The 14,616-nt window shown below is 52.6% G+C and carries 15 protein-coding genes; 11 read left to right on the forward strand and 4 right to left on the reverse strand.

The genetic code is table 11. The features are described 5' to 3' along the window. The first annotated feature begins 10 nt into the window (after nucleotides 1-10). Nucleotides 11-1,216 carry a Dyp-type peroxidase gene (locus NQF89_RS00945; RefSeq protein ID WP_155572607.1) on the forward strand — a complete coding sequence of 402 codons (1,206 nt, stop codon included), beginning with the start codon at nucleotides 11-13 and terminating at the stop codon, nucleotides 1,214-1,216. Here the strand turns inward: NQF89_RS00945 and NQF89_RS00950 are convergent. The 4 genes from NQF89_RS00950 to NQF89_RS00965 are packed head-to-tail and all read right to left on the reverse strand — an operon-like array spanning nucleotide 1,202 to nucleotide 4,452. Further along, entirely contained in the window at nucleotides 1,202-2,227 is a 1,026-nt protein-coding gene (locus tag NQF89_RS00950; protein ID WP_266137294.1) for a chorismate transformation enzyme, FkbO/Hyg5 family, read from the reverse strand. The two genes, NQF89_RS00945 and NQF89_RS00950, sit on opposite strands and share 15 nt — an antisense overlap. A 3-nt stretch (nucleotides 2,228-2,230) precedes the next feature. Then, on the reverse strand, nucleotides 2,231-2,965 hold the full coding sequence (locus NQF89_RS00955; RefSeq protein ID WP_266106719.1) for a class I SAM-dependent methyltransferase: 735 nt from the start codon (nucleotides 2,963-2,965) through the stop codon (nucleotides 2,231-2,233). Between the two features lie 46 nt (nucleotides 2,966-3,011). Further along, nucleotides 3,012-3,743, reverse strand: coding sequence for a class I SAM-dependent methyltransferase (locus NQF89_RS00960; RefSeq protein WP_099026504.1), 732 nt, complete (start codon nucleotides 3,741-3,743; stop codon nucleotides 3,012-3,014). A 40-nt stretch (nucleotides 3,744-3,783) separates the two neighbouring features. Next, nucleotides 3,784-4,452, reverse strand: a complete 669-nt coding sequence (locus NQF89_RS00965; protein ID WP_155572604.1) for a COG4648 family protein — start codon at nucleotides 4,450-4,452, stop codon at nucleotides 3,784-3,786. Between the two features lie 20 nt (nucleotides 4,453-4,472). Here NQF89_RS00965 and NQF89_RS00970 point away from each other — a divergent pair, with 20 nt between their 5' ends. The 10 genes from NQF89_RS00970 to NQF89_RS01015 all read left to right on the forward strand — a co-directional run bounded on the left by NQF89_RS00970 (nucleotide 4,473) and on the right by NQF89_RS01015 (nucleotide 14,616). Next, entirely contained in the window at nucleotides 4,473-4,757 is a 285-nt protein-coding gene (locus tag NQF89_RS00970) for a phosphopantetheine-binding protein (protein WP_257875103.1), read from the forward strand. A gap of 17 nt (nucleotides 4,758-4,774) precedes the next feature. After that, entirely contained in the window at nucleotides 4,775-6,424 is a 1,650-nt protein-coding gene (locus NQF89_RS00975; RefSeq protein WP_155572603.1) for an AMP-binding protein, read from the forward strand. After that, entirely contained in the window at nucleotides 6,421-7,320 is a 900-nt protein-coding gene (locus NQF89_RS00980; protein ID WP_099026508.1) for an LpxL/LpxP family acyltransferase, read from the forward strand. The genes NQF89_RS00975 and NQF89_RS00980 overlap by 4 nt, the downstream gene beginning before the upstream one ends. 4 nt (nucleotides 7,321-7,324) lie before the next feature. Further along, on the forward strand, nucleotides 7,325-7,933 hold the full coding sequence (locus NQF89_RS00985) for a LolA-related protein (RefSeq protein WP_155572602.1): 609 nt from the start codon (nucleotides 7,325-7,327) through the stop codon (nucleotides 7,931-7,933). Continuing rightward, nucleotides 7,930-10,245 (forward strand): MMPL family transporter, encoded by a 2,316-nt coding sequence (locus NQF89_RS00990; protein ID WP_155572601.1) that lies wholly within the window; start codon nucleotides 7,930-7,932, stop codon nucleotides 10,243-10,245. Before NQF89_RS00985 ends, NQF89_RS00990 begins: the two co-directional genes overlap by 4 nt. Next, nucleotides 10,242-11,447 (forward strand): beta-ketoacyl-[acyl-carrier-protein] synthase family protein, encoded by a 1,206-nt coding sequence (locus tag NQF89_RS00995; RefSeq protein WP_155572600.1) that lies wholly within the window; start codon nucleotides 10,242-10,244, stop codon nucleotides 11,445-11,447. Before NQF89_RS00990 ends, NQF89_RS00995 begins: the two co-directional genes overlap by 4 nt. Continuing rightward, the gene (locus NQF89_RS01000; RefSeq protein WP_155572599.1) at nucleotides 11,444-12,241 is read left to right on the forward strand and encodes a beta-ketoacyl synthase chain length factor; all 798 of its coding nucleotides are present in this window, start codon (nucleotides 11,444-11,446) and stop codon (nucleotides 12,239-12,241) included. Before NQF89_RS00995 ends, NQF89_RS01000 begins: the two co-directional genes overlap by 4 nt. Further along, the gene (locus NQF89_RS01005; protein WP_155572598.1) at nucleotides 12,228-12,653 is read left to right on the forward strand and encodes a phosphotransferase; all 426 of its coding nucleotides are present in this window, start codon (nucleotides 12,228-12,230) and stop codon (nucleotides 12,651-12,653) included. Before NQF89_RS01000 ends, NQF89_RS01005 begins: the two co-directional genes overlap by 14 nt. Nucleotides 12,654-12,658: 5 nt before the next feature. After that, a complete protein-coding gene (locus tag NQF89_RS01010) occupies nucleotides 12,659-13,921 on the forward strand; it encodes an NAD(P)/FAD-dependent oxidoreductase (protein WP_266137295.1) in 1,263 nt (420 codons plus the stop codon). A gap of 62 nt (nucleotides 13,922-13,983) precedes the next feature. Then, on the forward strand, nucleotides 13,984-14,616 hold the full coding sequence (locus tag NQF89_RS01015; RefSeq protein WP_266137296.1) for a LysE/ArgO family amino acid transporter: 633 nt from the start codon (nucleotides 13,984-13,986) through the stop codon (nucleotides 14,614-14,616).

Consider the following 14,616-nt stretch of genomic DNA (forward strand, 5'->3'; position numbering starts at 1 on the left):
GGTGAAAGCCATGGCTCATCTCCTCACACGCCGTAAAGCTCTAGGCACTGCTCTTGGTATGGCTGGGCTGGGCTGCCTCGCCCCGCGCCATGCTTGGGCGACATCCCCCGCAGAGTTCCTCCATCAACCGGGTATTACCCTGCCACAACTGCCTTTTCTCTATTTCCTCACGCTGGATATCACGACCGAGAACCGCCATGATGTTGCTCAGCTTATGCAACGCTGGACGGACGCCGCAGCGGCTCTTATGGCAGGGAAGCCCATCCCCGGCCTTGTTGATTCTGATGAGACATACGGCCTGCCTCATCAGGCCCTAACGCTCACCTTTGGCTTTGGCCCCACCCTTTTTACCAAAGAGGGGAAAGATAGGTTCGGCCTCGCTGCCCAACGGCCCGCCCCCTTAGCCGACCTCCCCCGCTTTACAGGGGACCAGCTTGTCCCCGCCCATACGGGGGGCGATTTGTGCATCCAAAGCTGTGCCGATAATCCGCAAACGGCTTTTCATGCCATCCGCATCCTCACCCGCCTTGCTGATGGCATCGCCACACCACGTTGGGCACAAACGGGCTTCCTCCCCGATTTTGGGCCGCACCAAACGGGCCGCAATCTTATGGGCTTTAAAGATGGGACCATGCAGCCCAATATTGCCGACCCTGCTGTTGCTAAGCGCGTCCTCTGGGCCGCAGATGATGATAAAGCATGGATGGCAGGCGGGACCTATCTCGTTGCCCGGATTATCCGCATTGCCCTAGAGCATTGGGACCGCACGAAAACCAGCTTCCAAGAGGAGACAATGGGGCGGCAAAAACGCAGCGGGGCCCCTATTGGGGGGCATCATGAGTTTGATCCCCTCACCCTCAAACAAACCGATAAATACGGTAATCCCATCACGGCGGAGGCTTCCCATGCACGCCTTGCCGCCCCAGAAGAGAATGGCGGAGCGGAGTTTTTAAGGCGCGCTTACTCCTACGATAATGGCCTAAGCTACATCGCAGAGCGTTGGCCCCCGTGGCGACAGGGCAATGAGTTTGATACTGGCTTGATGTTCCTTGCCTATCAGCAAGACCCACGCAAAGCCTTCACCCGCATTTTTGAGCGTATGGCAAAGTTCGATATGATGAACCAATACACAACCCATATTGGCAGCGGTCTGTTTGCCTGCCCCGGCTATCGTAAAGGTCATTATCTCGGTGAGGACCTGCTAATGACGCGCTAAGAGAATACCCTCTACCTCTACCAACAGCTCCGCTCGGCAAATATCTGCCACCAAGAGCGGGGCTTGACCAGCAGGACACGGAAAAGCACGCTCTATTGCCGCTTGCACAGCAGACACATCCTTAGGATGACGCACATAGAGCTTCATGCTCTCAAACCGACCAGCCTGAAGGCACGGAAAGCGTTTCTCTGCTGCCGCACGCAGGCTATGGATTGTCTCAATTGTAATGGCAAGTTGCTCATCAAGCGTATGACCAACCGATTCATGCCCACGAATACTAGCCGTGCCAGAAAGGTAAAGGACTGTCTGACTCTCACCCTCCATCACTGTAGCCCGTGCAAAAGACGGGGACCGCCGCCCATAACGTGGTGGATAATGATAAGCAGGCAACTGAGATGGGTTTTCTACATTCACGCCCTGCATGACACGATGAGCAATAAGATAAACAGCCACTCCTCCCGCGGGCAACCCAATCCCTGTCGCAGCAGGTAGGGCCGTAAGCTCTACCCCCAGCGCATCGAATGCCTGCGCTCGCCCGCGGCAGAAATCGCGATAGCGCTCCTCCCCATACTCATTATCCTGATTGATCGCCCCTAAATAATTCCACATCCGATAAATATGGGGGAAGCCCTTCTGCCGGCTTAATGTGATCAAACGCTCATAATGTGTTTGTACTGCATCGCATAATTCTGGCTGGTCTTGCACCCAAAAAGCTGCAAACAACACATCACCTTCGCAGTTCCAACCTATGCCAGATTCCTTACCGGCCATACGCGGTATAATAGACGCTGTGCCCTCAGCCTGTTGTTCTCCTATCTGCATAGGATGCCATGTTTCATAAAGAACAGGCGAAGGGCCGGGAAGGGTCATAAAAACACATCCCTGTGCGACCTCTACCCCAGCTTCATCGCCCCCATAACGCACGCAAGCCAGAGGGTTATGCGCTGTCTCAACAGGCGTACCCCTCGCATAATGGGGCACCAATACCCGCCGCTTAAAAGACGATGTCACAGCTTAGACGCGCCCCATATAAGCACGGAAAATCCCCAACGCGACATCACAGCGCACATCCTGAAACCCCGCAGCTTCCATCGCGGCCATAATCTCCTGATAAGACACGCAATGATCTATCGTATCCCAATAATAATCCATCAAACGACGACTAGCCCGCGAGGCCGCCACACCAGAGAGAAACGGCACAACACGCCCTAAATAAAACTGCAAAAGCTTTTGAACGATTTTATGCTCTGCCCGGCTGATCTCCAAAATCAAAACACGACCGCCAGGCTTCAACACACGATGGTAAGAGGCAAACGTTTGCTGTAAATCCGCTACATGCCGCAACGCATAGCCCATGCTGAGGAAATCGATACTCCCATCAGCAAAAGGCAATGACATCGCATTCCCTTGTACAAGAGAAATAGGTAAAGAATGACGGCATTGCTGGAGCATCCCAAAGCTCATATCCAGCCCGGTCACCTTTTCTGCGCCCACAATGGCCATTGCCTCGCGCGCAACAAGGCCCGTCCCCACCGCGACATCTAAAACATTTTGGCCTGCCCTTAACCCCGCCTTGTGCAACATTTGCCGGCGATAACGACCACCCGTCCCTAACGAAAACAAAGCGTTGATACGGTCATAATGGCTGGCTGTTTCATCAAACAAACCACTAACGAATTCTTCGCGTTCTTCACGATGTGTATAAAAGCGCGATAAAACAGGATGAGGAGATTTAGGAGAATTAGACATGCCGCCTCCTTAGCACATCCGACAATAAATGCATCTACTATCCCTCTTACACACACCCCATATATGCGTGAAACACACCACAAGAGACCTCGCACCGTATATTATGAAACCCCGCACGCTCCATCGCTGCGATCACATCGTGGCGAAATACACAGCTCTCTAGCGTATCCCAATAATAATTCATCAGGCCGCGACTCGCCCGATACGCCGCTTGCCCCGATAAAAATGGAACAACCCGTCCTAGATAAATATGCAATAATTTATGCAATAGACGGCTCTCCGCCCGCCCAATCTCCAGGACCAAAATCCGCCCGCCCGGTTTTAACACACGGCGGCAAGCAGCGAAGGTTTGAGTCAAATCTTCCATCAAACGCAACGCATAACCTAGACTAAGGAAGTCAATACTCTCATCGCCAAAAGGAAGGGACATCACATCCCCCTGCACAAGCGAAATAGGCAAAGCGCGTTGGCATTGCTGGAGCATACCCCAACTTACATCCACCCCTATAACATGCTCCGCCCCTATAATAGCTACCTCCTCCCGCGCGATGAGGCCTGTGCCAATAGCCACATCCAAAACGGTTTGCCCCGGCTGCAACCCCGCACGCCTGAGCATACGACGACGATACCAACGACCCGTCCCTAGAGAAAATAAGCTATTTATCCGATCATAATATATTGCCACGTCATCAAATAAACCACGCGCCATAATGCCCTCCCGCATGTCCCCAGGCACAAAAGACGATGAGCGTTGTGAAGAAAATGTACTATCAGACATGGCCTATTTCATCACATATGAGTGAACTATTTAAGACCTATCAGAATAGAGAGTTCTTTCTCATAAAAACAACACGGCTTGCCATAATATTTTGCTTTAATGTGGCATGTTGATAGTGACGGATAATCACCCGCCGCAGAGGCATCTCACCACAAAATAAAAGCAATGCCACGCCCAACGTACCGCCGCGTATGGGGATATGCCACCATCCTTGCTGTGGCGCATAGAGCCACAAAATAACCGGGGCCCCCAAGGCGATCATAAAAAAGCCGCTCCACACCCATGTTAGGATGATCGTGTAACGCCGTATATCCTGGCGCAAAGACCCGTGTACTGCCTCAGCTAATTGTGTGATAAACGCCGTCTGCCCCCGCCGTAAGGAGCGTACAAACATCATAAACGGCCCCAGCAAAGCCAGCGCATAAAGTAAGAGCTGGTCCCCCAGCCGCACAAAGCCCGGCCATAACCCGCCGGCCACCCCTATACACAATAATAATCCATAACCCCAACACACCCGGTATGGCAGCAACATCACAAGCTGCATCATCATACCCAACCCGACACATACTGCCTGCCACTGAGGCCCTCCGATTGTCAGATTCACCACTCCTACACCACTAGCAAATATGACAATCCGCCAAAGCCAAGCCCTACGGCTCTTGCTGCCTGCTACACCCGGTGTTAAGAGGTCACAGCTTTTACCCTTCATATAAATGGATGCCTCTTTCAGTGACAGCCACTGCCCCTTTGCATGAACAAACCCCCTTTGAGCACGAGGTTGCAACACATCTTGTGGACGCCGTGCAGCTTGATATGGACCCCCACGACATCGACCCAGAGACGCCCCTTTTTGGGGAAGGGTTGGGGCTCGATTCCATTGATGTGCTTGAAATTGCTCTGATGGTCAACACACAGTACGGCATCAAGCTGGAATCACATGATGATAACAATCGTGAGATATTCCACTCATTACGCTCCCTTGCACATTATATTGAGGCTCATCGTCCATCGTAACGCGATTTGCCTCATCCATGCACGCCTCTTTTGATCTATCCCTCATCACCGCACCAGCACGCCCTATTTTTTACATGATGGCCGGGCCTATTAGCGGTGAGCAACTTCTCTCCTTCGCATGGGCCTTGGCTGATCATTGGCCAGAACGCCCCATTATCAACCTCCATACCGACCCTCTACACTTTACCATCGTCTTTTTAGCAAGCCTGCTAAAGGGACAATATTGCATACTCTCCAGCAATCACGCAGCTTCGCAATTACTGGCCTTACAAAAGGAACATAACGCCCTTTGCAGCAGCCCTACAGCGTTGCCAGAAGAGCTGGTGAATCTGTCCCTCCCACCTCTGGCCACACTCAAGGCAACACAATCAGATAATCCCCACCTTGCTGTGGACTATAAAGCGGCCTACGTCTTTACCTCAGGCAGTACGGGCCAAGCTAAAATGCATATTAAATATTGGGGGGAGCTTGTCGCTCGCAGTCACGCAGCCCTACCCCTCCTCGCCCCACATCATCCCACCACTACGACTATGCTAGGTACGGTACCGCCCTACCATATGTACGGGTTTGAGACACTCATCCTCCAAAGCCTCCATACCCACACAGCCACAGCAAGCGGCCCTTCCTTCTTCCCCCGCGATGTCGAAAAACTAGCCGCTCACATACCCACAGAACATACGCTCATCACAACGCCAGTGCATCTACGCTCCCTCACCACAGCACGTATCGCCCTGCCAGAAGTAAGGCGCATTATCTCCGCCTCTGCTCCCCTGCCCCATGACCTCGCTCTTGAGGCAGAAACCCTTTTCCACGCCCCAGTGATGGAGATTTATGGCTCTACCGAGACAGGCTCCATTGCTAGCCGCCGCACAATAAACCCCGACCCATGGCAACTTTACGACGGGGTAACCCTAACTGCAGACCCAACCTCAACAGATGCAGAGGCCTATATCTGCACCGCTCCCTATGCAACACCTCACCCCCTTAATGACATTATCACCCAAAAAGGGCCACGCCATTTCACGCTCATGAGCCGCAAAGGGGACCTCCTCAAAATCGCGGGAAAACGCACCTCTTATGGAGCCCTTAACAAAGCACTCCTCCAACTAGACGGGGTCTTAGATGGCTGCTTCGCCCCCCTCTTTAGTGAAGCAGAGCTCCAAAACGACAAGCCAGAACCCACGCGCTTGCAAGCCTTTATTGTCAGCTCAATAGACGATACTACTGCCCTTATGCGGGCCCTGCGCCATTATATTGACCCCGCCTTTATGCCACGCCGGTTTGTCCGCCTGCCGCATTTACCACGCAATGCCATTGGCAAACTTACACGGCACGCTTGGGAGAGCCTCATCCGCGATTATGCTGAAAAACGCTCCTATCCACCTTTTTCCATCCCAGCTACACACCCTGCCCTCCCTGGCCATTTTCCCCAGAATCCTACTGTGCCAGGCATTGTCCTGCTGGAGGAAGTCTTTACACGCTTAAAGCTCAAACCCCATTTTATCGAAAATGTAAAATTTCTCTCCATTGTCCGCCCGGAGGAACCACTCCATCTTTTCTCCAGTGCTTTAGGCGGTGGCCGGATCCGCTTTAGTTTGCATCATCATGACGGCCATACCACCACAAGCACCATCCTCCGTGGTACGGCTAAGGGCCCATCCTTATGAGCGCCAACACATGGCTCCGCCCAGAAAAGGGTAATCTAGTAATCGGCCGGCTGCTCATTTGGGTTGCACTGCATTTGGGGTACCACATCACAGCGTTATTCCGCTGGCCTGCAACCCTTTATTACGCCACCTTTTATCCTTCGGTGCGCCGTGCCTCATGGCGCTATCTTACTCATCTCCATAATGTTGGGCGAGGTCAACAGCCCCATTATGGTATGGTCCTTGCACATATTTATGCTTACAGCACCAATATTTTAGACCGCATTTATCTTCTCAGTGGACGTTTCCCACCCCATAAAATCCATATCCATGGGCGCGACTACCTCTTAGACGCCCTAAAACAACAAAAAGGCTGCATCATCATGGGGGCACATATTGGCTCTTTTGATGTCCTCCGTTATTTCGGCATAGATGCCCCTGTCCGCTTTCGCATGTTGATGTATCGACGGTTCCTAGGGGAAACCTCACGTTTGATTGAAACCCTTGCCCCGACCTTTCAAGCCGACCTCATTGAGCTTGGCCATGCAGATAGTATGCTCACAACCTTCAACGCCCTTAAACAAGGGGAGGTAGTGGGCATATTAGCCGACCGCGCCCATGATGATAGCCGCTCTGTCCCTGTGACATTTCTTGGGCAAACCGCCCGCCTTCCCGCAGGGCCGCATCAACTTGCTGCCCGTACAGGCGCCCCGGTTGTGCTTGTCTCAGCCATTCGGCAGAAAAATGGCTCTTACCATATTGCATGCCGCCGCCTTACTGATACTCTCTCACAAGGGGAAACACAGTCCACTTTACATCCGCACATCCTCGCCTATGCCCGCTGGATGGAAGATTTATGTGAGCAAAACCCTTATGCTTGGTTCAATTTTTTCGACTTCTGGGAAGAAGGTCTCTGACCTTATGAAATATCTCTCTCTTCTTCTCTGCTGCCTTACCTTCAGCCCTGCTCTAGCCCAGCCCCTCTACAGGCAAGACCACGCCCCTATAGCCTCCTCCACATCTAATGAGGCCCTAGCCGTAGAGATCATTCACCATATTGGGCTGGTCTCCCAACGGGATAATCACTTTCGTGAAACACGCCAGCTCCATGCGTTAAAGCAACCCCTCCATAGCGAAGGGCTGCTCCGCTTCGTACCCCCTGACCATATAGAGAAATACACCCTCACCCCTGTGCAAGATCACTTTATTTTGGAAGGCGATATGGTGCAGCTCCAACATGGGCAAAGCCCTATGCGGAGCATCCCCCTGCACATAAACCCAACTATGCAAATTATGGCAGCAACAATCCGCGGCCCCCTCCAAGGTGACGTAACTTTGTTACAAACCTACTATAATCTCAGCGCACAAGGCGATATGGGACATTGGACGCTCCTCCTCACCCCCCGCACATCAGAGGTTGCGCAGATTATCCAACGCGTCCAACTAGAGGGGCGCAATAACGTGCTAGAACGTACACGCCTCATCCAAGCAAATGGCGATAGCACCGAGACCATCATCACCCCGCAATGAGACGCCGCCTCCCCCTCCTACTCGCAGTTTTTTGCGCCATCGCCGTAGCCATAGGTACATTCTCCTGCATCCCTTTACGCATGGATATGCGGGCCTTCCTCCCCCGGCCCCATGACGATACATCTCAGTTCCTGCTTGACGAGCTTAATAACGGGACGACGCAATCCCTTATGCTCGCCTCTATCAAAGGCGATGATGAAGCCACTCTCCTCAACATAGGCCATCGCTTTCATGACGCTTTAGTCGCGGGAGGGCAGTTCAACCTTATTCTTGATGGCCCGAGCGCCCTCTCATGGCAAAAGGACCAGCCCCTTCTTTTTGCTCATCGTTATGGTCTTGCCCCTCATGACCATACCCGCCTTTTCACCCCAACGGCTCTCAGAACCGACCTAAACCAGCTTTACGACCTCCTACAATCTATGGCAGCCCCCGTGGTGGAAGATGTCGGCCTACATGACCCTACAGGGGCTTATGGGGATTACTTGGCAAGTCTCAATGAAGTAAACCCACCTCAGAGCAAAGATGGTTTATGGCTCACAACGGACCATCACGCCACATTGATGCTGCTCCATCTCCGCCATCCCAGCCTTGATACCGCCCAGCTCACGCAACTTCATCACACCATTATGCAAGCCTTTGCCCAAAGTGTAGACGGGCATAAAGGCTACACGCTCACCCTTACAGGCACACCAGCTTTCTCTTTTTTTGCTGCACAATCCCTGCGGCATGATATGGACCGCCTGGCCCTACTCTCTCTCTCACTCGTTATTATAATCCTATATTGGCGGTTTCGCTCCCTTTGGGTCCTAGCCGCCATTGGTGTGCCGTTTTTGCTGTCTCTCTCTCTCGCTATGCTCGGGCTACACCTCCTCTTTGGCTGGGTACATGGCATTGCCCTAGGGTTTGGCATGACTATGCTGGGGGTTTCGTTAGATTATCCCGTTCTCCTCCTCGGCCATCGTGATAAAGGCGAGGCCATCCCCATTGTCTTAGGCCGTATCGGTACAAGCCTGAAATTAGCCGCTCTGACAGCCATCATCGGCCTATTAAGTATGATCTTCTGCGGCTTGCCGGGGCTTATGCAACTCGGTTTGTTCTCAGCCATCGGCATCCTCACCGCCGCATGCTTGACCATCTGGGTGCTGCCCCATCTCATCACCCAGGCCGACTTAGCAGCCTATCATCAAGGCATTTCCCGCTCGCTCTTACGCTGGGAAAAATTACGGCATTATCGTATGCTCTGCCTTCTTGCTGCCCCCTTAGCTTTGGCCCTCCTCTGGCTTCATCCTTTTCAAATCGAACGCCAAGGCCAAATCCTCAACCCCATACCCCCTTCCATGCTCGAAACGGACCGCCAACTCCGTCAACAACTTGGAGCCCCCCAAGCAGGCCTGTTAGGTGTTATCCACGCCGCTGATAGTGAAACTGTCCTTCAGCGGGAAGAAGCCATTCTAGAGCGTCTCCCCCCCTCACATGATATAGAAGCTGCTGCGTTACTACTCCCCAGCAAAGCCCGCCAGCAACACAGGGTGGAGAGCCTCCCGCCAGAAAAACTTATCACAGCTAATCTACATACAGCGTTACAAGGCTCTCCCTTCTCAGCTGATGCCTTCGCCACTATCCCTCGGGACGTTGCCTCCGCACAACAACAACCATCCCTAGGAATAGAAGACCTCACTAACACCACGCTCGCTTATCGCCTTGCACTCCTACTCTTTCCCCGTCATGGCAGTTGGTACGGCCTGCTTATCCCCCGCACGCCAGAAGCAGCCGAATGGTTGCGTCGTGATGCTCAGCACGACCCTACAATATTGCTGGTGAATATGAGGACAGCCGTAGGCGACCTGCTTCACCCTTATGTTCAACAAGCGGCCTTATGGCTCATCATCGGGACAGCTTTTGCCCTCATAACCCTCTTTTTCTGCCTTAAAAGCCCAGGGCGCGTTGGCCGTGTGGCCCTCACCTTAACGCTCACCGGCCTAAGTACATTAGCCTTATTGCGCCTTCATCACCCTGTTTTTTCAATCATCCATATTGTCGCCCTCGCCTTTGTGCTAGGTGTAAATATAGATTACGCTCTTTTTTTTGGACGACCTCAATTAGATGAGGCCGAACGCACCCGCACCCTACGCACACTCTTAACCTGTAACCTGATGACTGTTTCTTCCTTTGCTATCCTCGCCAGCTGCCAAACACCCCTCTTGCGAGAAATTGGCCTCACCATCTCCTGCGGGGCCTTATTGGCGTTGATCTTTAGCTTCCTCCTTATGGGGGCCATGCCTCCCAAAGCATCAATGAGAGCGAAGCTATGACAGAGCTTATCATCACCGCAGGAACCGCTATTAGTGCTATGGGGCGCGGCATAGAAGCAACGCAGCGTTGTTTACAAAATAAGCAACACACCCTCCAACCTGACCAATTTCAACCAACAGGGCATGGTTATATAGGACGAGTCGCCGGGGTGGAGGAGCATGTCATCCCCCCTCATCTCGCACAATTTGACTGCCGGAATAACCGACTGGCCGATATGGCCTTAATGACAGATGGCTTCATAGAAACTGTAAAAACCGCATCTGCGCATTATGGTCCTCATCGCATTGCGGTCATTATGGGTACAAGCACATCCGGTATTCTCAGTGCAGAAGAGGCATACGCAGCCCGTACGCCCGGTGACCCGACGCTACCAAAGAGCTTTCATTACACCAACACGCAAGACCTCTCTTCCCTCCCCCGTTATGTCGCTGCACGACTCGGTGTTAGTGGGCCTTTGCTGACCATTTCCAACGCTTGCGCCTCCTCCACACGGGCTTTTATAGATGCCGCTCATCTTATTACGAGCGGCGTATGTGATGCCGCTATTGTTGGCGGGGCCGATAGCCTATGCCGGATGACCCTCCAAGGTTTTACTTCACTAGAGCTCATCTCCCCTCACCCTGCTCGCCCATGTGATGCCGAGCGTGATGGCATTTCCATTGGGGAGGCCGCCGGTTTTGCTTTATTAGAGCGTGCTAACGCCCGCCCTCTTCCCCTCGGAACATCAAGTTATAGAGCGCGGCTTGTCGGCTATGGGGCGAGTAGTGATGGCTACCATATGTCCTCTCCCGATCCCACTGGGGCAGGGGCCATACGCGCTATGCAACGCGCATTAGAACACGCACACCTCCCCGCCAAGGCGATTGGCTATATCAACATGCATGGTACCGGCACCCGCGCAAATGATAAAATGGAGGATAGTGCGATTTACGCACTCTTTGGGTCTCGCGTGCCATGCTCTTCTACCAAAGGATGGTCAGGCCATACGCTAGGAGCTTCTGGTATTTTAGAGACGATGATCTGCGCTATCGTACTCAATACTCATCACCTCCCCCCTTGCATGAATAGCCACACAACTGACCCTACCTTTCGCAGCGATATTCTCCTTACCGCCCGTCATAGCCGCTCTGATTATGTAATGAATAATGCCTTTGGCTTTGGCGGGACTAATAGCAGCCTCATTCTAGGGAGGTTTGCATGATCGTCGCAATCGAAGCCATTGGCTGTTGGGGAGAGGGGCTGCATGGTTGGCCAACCGTACAAAACATCCTTCGTGGTGAAGCCTCTTTATGTGCTGAATCGCTAAAACTTCCCGCTCCTACGAGCCTCCCGATCAATGAACAACGCCGAGCAAGCCAGATTATCCGTCTTGCTGTGCTCTGCGCTGAAGAAGCCTGCCAACAAACCCCCTATAAGCCGGAGGACCTCCCCATTATTTTTGCAAGCTCTAATGGGGATGGCTTTATCATCAACCGAATTTTGGAATCCCTCACCACACCGGGGGGGGCGGTATCTCCCTCGCTCTTTCATAATTCCGTCCATAATGCACCAGCAGGTTATTGGATGATCGGCCATCACAGCCACCAGTCGGCTGTTTCACTCGGCCTTCATGATGAAACCCTCCCCGCCGCGCTCCTCAAAGCCGCTATTGAAGCGCATATAGAGCAACGCCCCGTTCTATTCTGCATTTATGATGCGCCCGTCCCCGGCTCTTTAGGCACAGCACGCCGCACAGACCACGCATTTAGTTGTGCGTTCATCCTCACACCTGGTACAAACGGAGCCCTATCGCTCACATTATCCTTCCAAGAGGGAAAAGGTGAGGCCACTCCGCCACCGCCTCTCCCAGACGTGATGATGAACATTCTACGTCATAACCCAGCAGGGCATGTTCTCCCGCTACTCTATGCCATAGCCCATAAACGGGACTGCACGCTCACCTTGCCTTACGGGGAGAACCATCTTAGACTCGCCCTCGCTCATGCTAACTCGTGATGACATACTCACCCTTATTCCTCACCAAGGGGTAAGCTGTTTGTTAGACCGTGCCACCCACTGGGATGCAACACAGCTAACAGCCCAGATATTATGCCATAATGACCCCGCGAATCCTTACCGTATCGCAGACCATCTCCCACCTATCACAGGGGTAGAGATAGCCATGCAAGCAGCGGCCCTTCATGGAGCACTAACCGCCCATGAAGCCCGCCAAGGCTGGCTAACAAGCGTGCGTGATATTCACATCCATTGCGATAGGCTGGATATCCCCCATTGGGATAGGCTGACCATTACCGTCACGCAGAAACATCAGAGCCATAATGGCATGATTTATGATTTCTCCCTCTTGAGCCCTTCTACCACGCTCCTACTGAGCGGGACAGGGACTGTCATGTTACCAACTGGATAACTGTTATGACCAACAACTCTCCCCTTCCTTGTGATGTTCTCATTATCGGTGGTGGGCCAGCAGGCAGCACAGCGGCAATCACCTTGGCACGACAAGGACTTGATGTCGTTATAATAGAAAAAGAGCAACATCCCCGCTTTCACATTGGGGAATCCTTGCTCGCCTGCAATATACCCATTCTAAAAGAGCTGGGCGTCTTGGACGATGTTGCCGCTATAGGCGTGTACAAACCTGGTGCAGAATTTGTTACCGACACAGGAGAGGGGCGCATGTCCTTCCCTTTTCGTTACGCCATTGATGCACAAGCGGACCATGCCTTCCAGGTTCGACGGGCTGAATTTGATGAAATACTCTTTCGCCATGCCGCAAAAGCTGGGGCCACAACGCTAGAGAAAACACGCGTTACAAAAGTATCTTTCACATCCACCGCAACCCTTTTAATCGAAGCCAGAACGGAAACGGGCGAGATGCGCCTCTTTGCCCCTCGTTTTCTCCTTGATGCCTCTGGGAGAGATACGCTCATGCTCCGCCAACATGGGCAGAAATATAGCGACCTTCGCAATAATAAAGCGGCAATCTTCAGCCATTTCCGCAATGTCCCACGCGCTGAAGGCGAAGGGATGGAGGGCTATATCTCCGTCCATCTTGTCCAGGGCGGTTGGTTTTGGATGATCCCCCTGCCAGATGATGTCATGAGTGTTGGTTTTGTAGGCGACCATGAAAGCTTTAAACATCATGGTGGCTCTCTCGACGCACTCTTCTGGAAGCATGTGCAAGCAAGCCCTAGCGTACAAGCCCGTATGGCCAAAGCCGAAGCCCTCGCCCCCCTCTCCACCACGGGCAATTATTCCTATAAAGGCGACAAAGCATGGGGGGAGCGTTATTTCATCATTGGAGATGCGTTCGGCTTTTTGGACCCCGTCTTTTCCTCCGGCGTCATGCTAGCCATGAAAGGGGCCCTCCGTGGGGCTCATGTTGCCTCCCAATGGTTACTTAGCCCCCAATGGGGCCGCAAAGCCGCCCGTAAGGCTGAGCGTCAAACACGCCAAGAAATGCAACTGATTAGCTGGCTCGTCTATCGCATCAATGACCCGCTGTTACGCTATTTCTTCATTCGCCCTAAAAACAAACCTCTTAGAATGCGCGATGCTATCATTGCCCTCTTAGCGGGAAATTTTGCCCCTTCATGGCGGGTTATGATTCCCTTCCGCGCTTTTACAGTAATCTTCGGGCTTGCAAAACGCTTTAAGCACTCATCTGGACTTTAATAAAAATGTTTACGCCCTGCATAAATAACTACGCACGGCTCCACCACCAACCACTCCCTTTAATGATGCATACAATCTTCACACCCGTCTTCACTGGTTTTTGTTTGGGAGCTTCGGCTATCATCGCCATCGGCGCCCAAAATGTTTTCATCCTACGGCAGGGCCTAAAACGAGAGCATATCCTGCCTATCATCCTGCTCTGTGCTGGGGTGGATGCGGTGATGATTACCCTTTCTGTCCTAGGGGTTGGACATGTTGTGCAAACCGTCCCGTATCTTACAACAGCTCTGACCTACGGAGGCGCTGCTTTTCTGCTCTGGCAGGGGCTACAAGCCCTACGCCATATGATGAGCCACAACCACCTTACCCTAGAGGACCAACCGCCCCAAAGCCTTAAAAAGGTTATGATGATGACCTGCGGCTTTACGCTGCTCAACCCCCATTTATACTTAGATACAGTACTCCTTATGGGCTCTGTCAGCTTAACCCAACCAGAGGCCAGTCGTCCTTATTTTGGGCTAGGGGCCATAATGGCAAGTTTCGTTTGGTTTCCCCTACTTGGCTATGGTGCCGCCATACTAAAACCTATATTCAGCAACCCTCTTTCATGGCGCATATTAGACGGGTTAACAGCCCTCATCATGCTGACTTTAGCAGGTACACTTATCTACCACGCCGCTTTACCCAATCCATAA

It is taken from the genome of Bombella pollinis (assembly GCF_026385485.1).
GTDB lineage: Bacteria > Pseudomonadota > Alphaproteobacteria > Acetobacterales > Acetobacteraceae > Bombella > Bombella pollinis.

What these genes read in the sequence shown, in the direction of transcription:
- NQF89_RS00945 (WP_155572607.1), top strand. Translation starts at nt 11, where the DNA reads ATGGCTCATCTCCTCACACGCCGTAAAGCTCTAGGCACTGCTCTTGGT.
- NQF89_RS00955 (WP_266106719.1), bottom strand. Translation starts at nt 2,965, where the DNA reads ATGTCTAATTCTCCTAAATCTCCTCATCCTGTTTTATCGCGCTTTTAT.
- NQF89_RS00960 (WP_099026504.1), bottom strand. Translation starts at nt 3,743, where the DNA reads ATGTCTGATAGTACATTTTCTTCACAACGCTCATCGTCTTTTGTGCCT.
- NQF89_RS00965 (WP_155572604.1), bottom strand. Translation starts at nt 4,452, where the DNA reads ATGAAGGGTAAAAGCTGTGACCTCTTAACACCGGGTGTAGCAGGCAGC.
- NQF89_RS00975 (WP_155572603.1), top strand. Translation starts at nt 4,775, where the DNA reads ATGCACGCCTCTTTTGATCTATCCCTCATCACCGCACCAGCACGCCCT.
- NQF89_RS00980 (WP_099026508.1), top strand. Translation starts at nt 6,421, where the DNA reads ATGAGCGCCAACACATGGCTCCGCCCAGAAAAGGGTAATCTAGTAATC.
- NQF89_RS00985 (WP_155572602.1), top strand. Translation starts at nt 7,325, where the DNA reads ATGAAATATCTCTCTCTTCTTCTCTGCTGCCTTACCTTCAGCCCTGCT.
- NQF89_RS00990 (WP_155572601.1), top strand. Translation starts at nt 7,930, where the DNA reads ATGAGACGCCGCCTCCCCCTCCTACTCGCAGTTTTTTGCGCCATCGCC.
- NQF89_RS00995 (WP_155572600.1), top strand. Translation starts at nt 10,242, where the DNA reads ATGACAGAGCTTATCATCACCGCAGGAACCGCTATTAGTGCTATGGGG.
- NQF89_RS01000 (WP_155572599.1), top strand. Translation starts at nt 11,444, where the DNA reads ATGATCGTCGCAATCGAAGCCATTGGCTGTTGGGGAGAGGGGCTGCAT.
- NQF89_RS01005 (WP_155572598.1), top strand. Translation starts at nt 12,228, where the DNA reads ATGCTAACTCGTGATGACATACTCACCCTTATTCCTCACCAAGGGGTA.
- NQF89_RS01010 (WP_266137295.1), top strand. Translation starts at nt 12,659, where the DNA reads ATGACCAACAACTCTCCCCTTCCTTGTGATGTTCTCATTATCGGTGGT.
- NQF89_RS01015 (WP_266137296.1), top strand. Translation starts at nt 13,984, where the DNA reads ATGATGCATACAATCTTCACACCCGTCTTCACTGGTTTTTGTTTGGGA.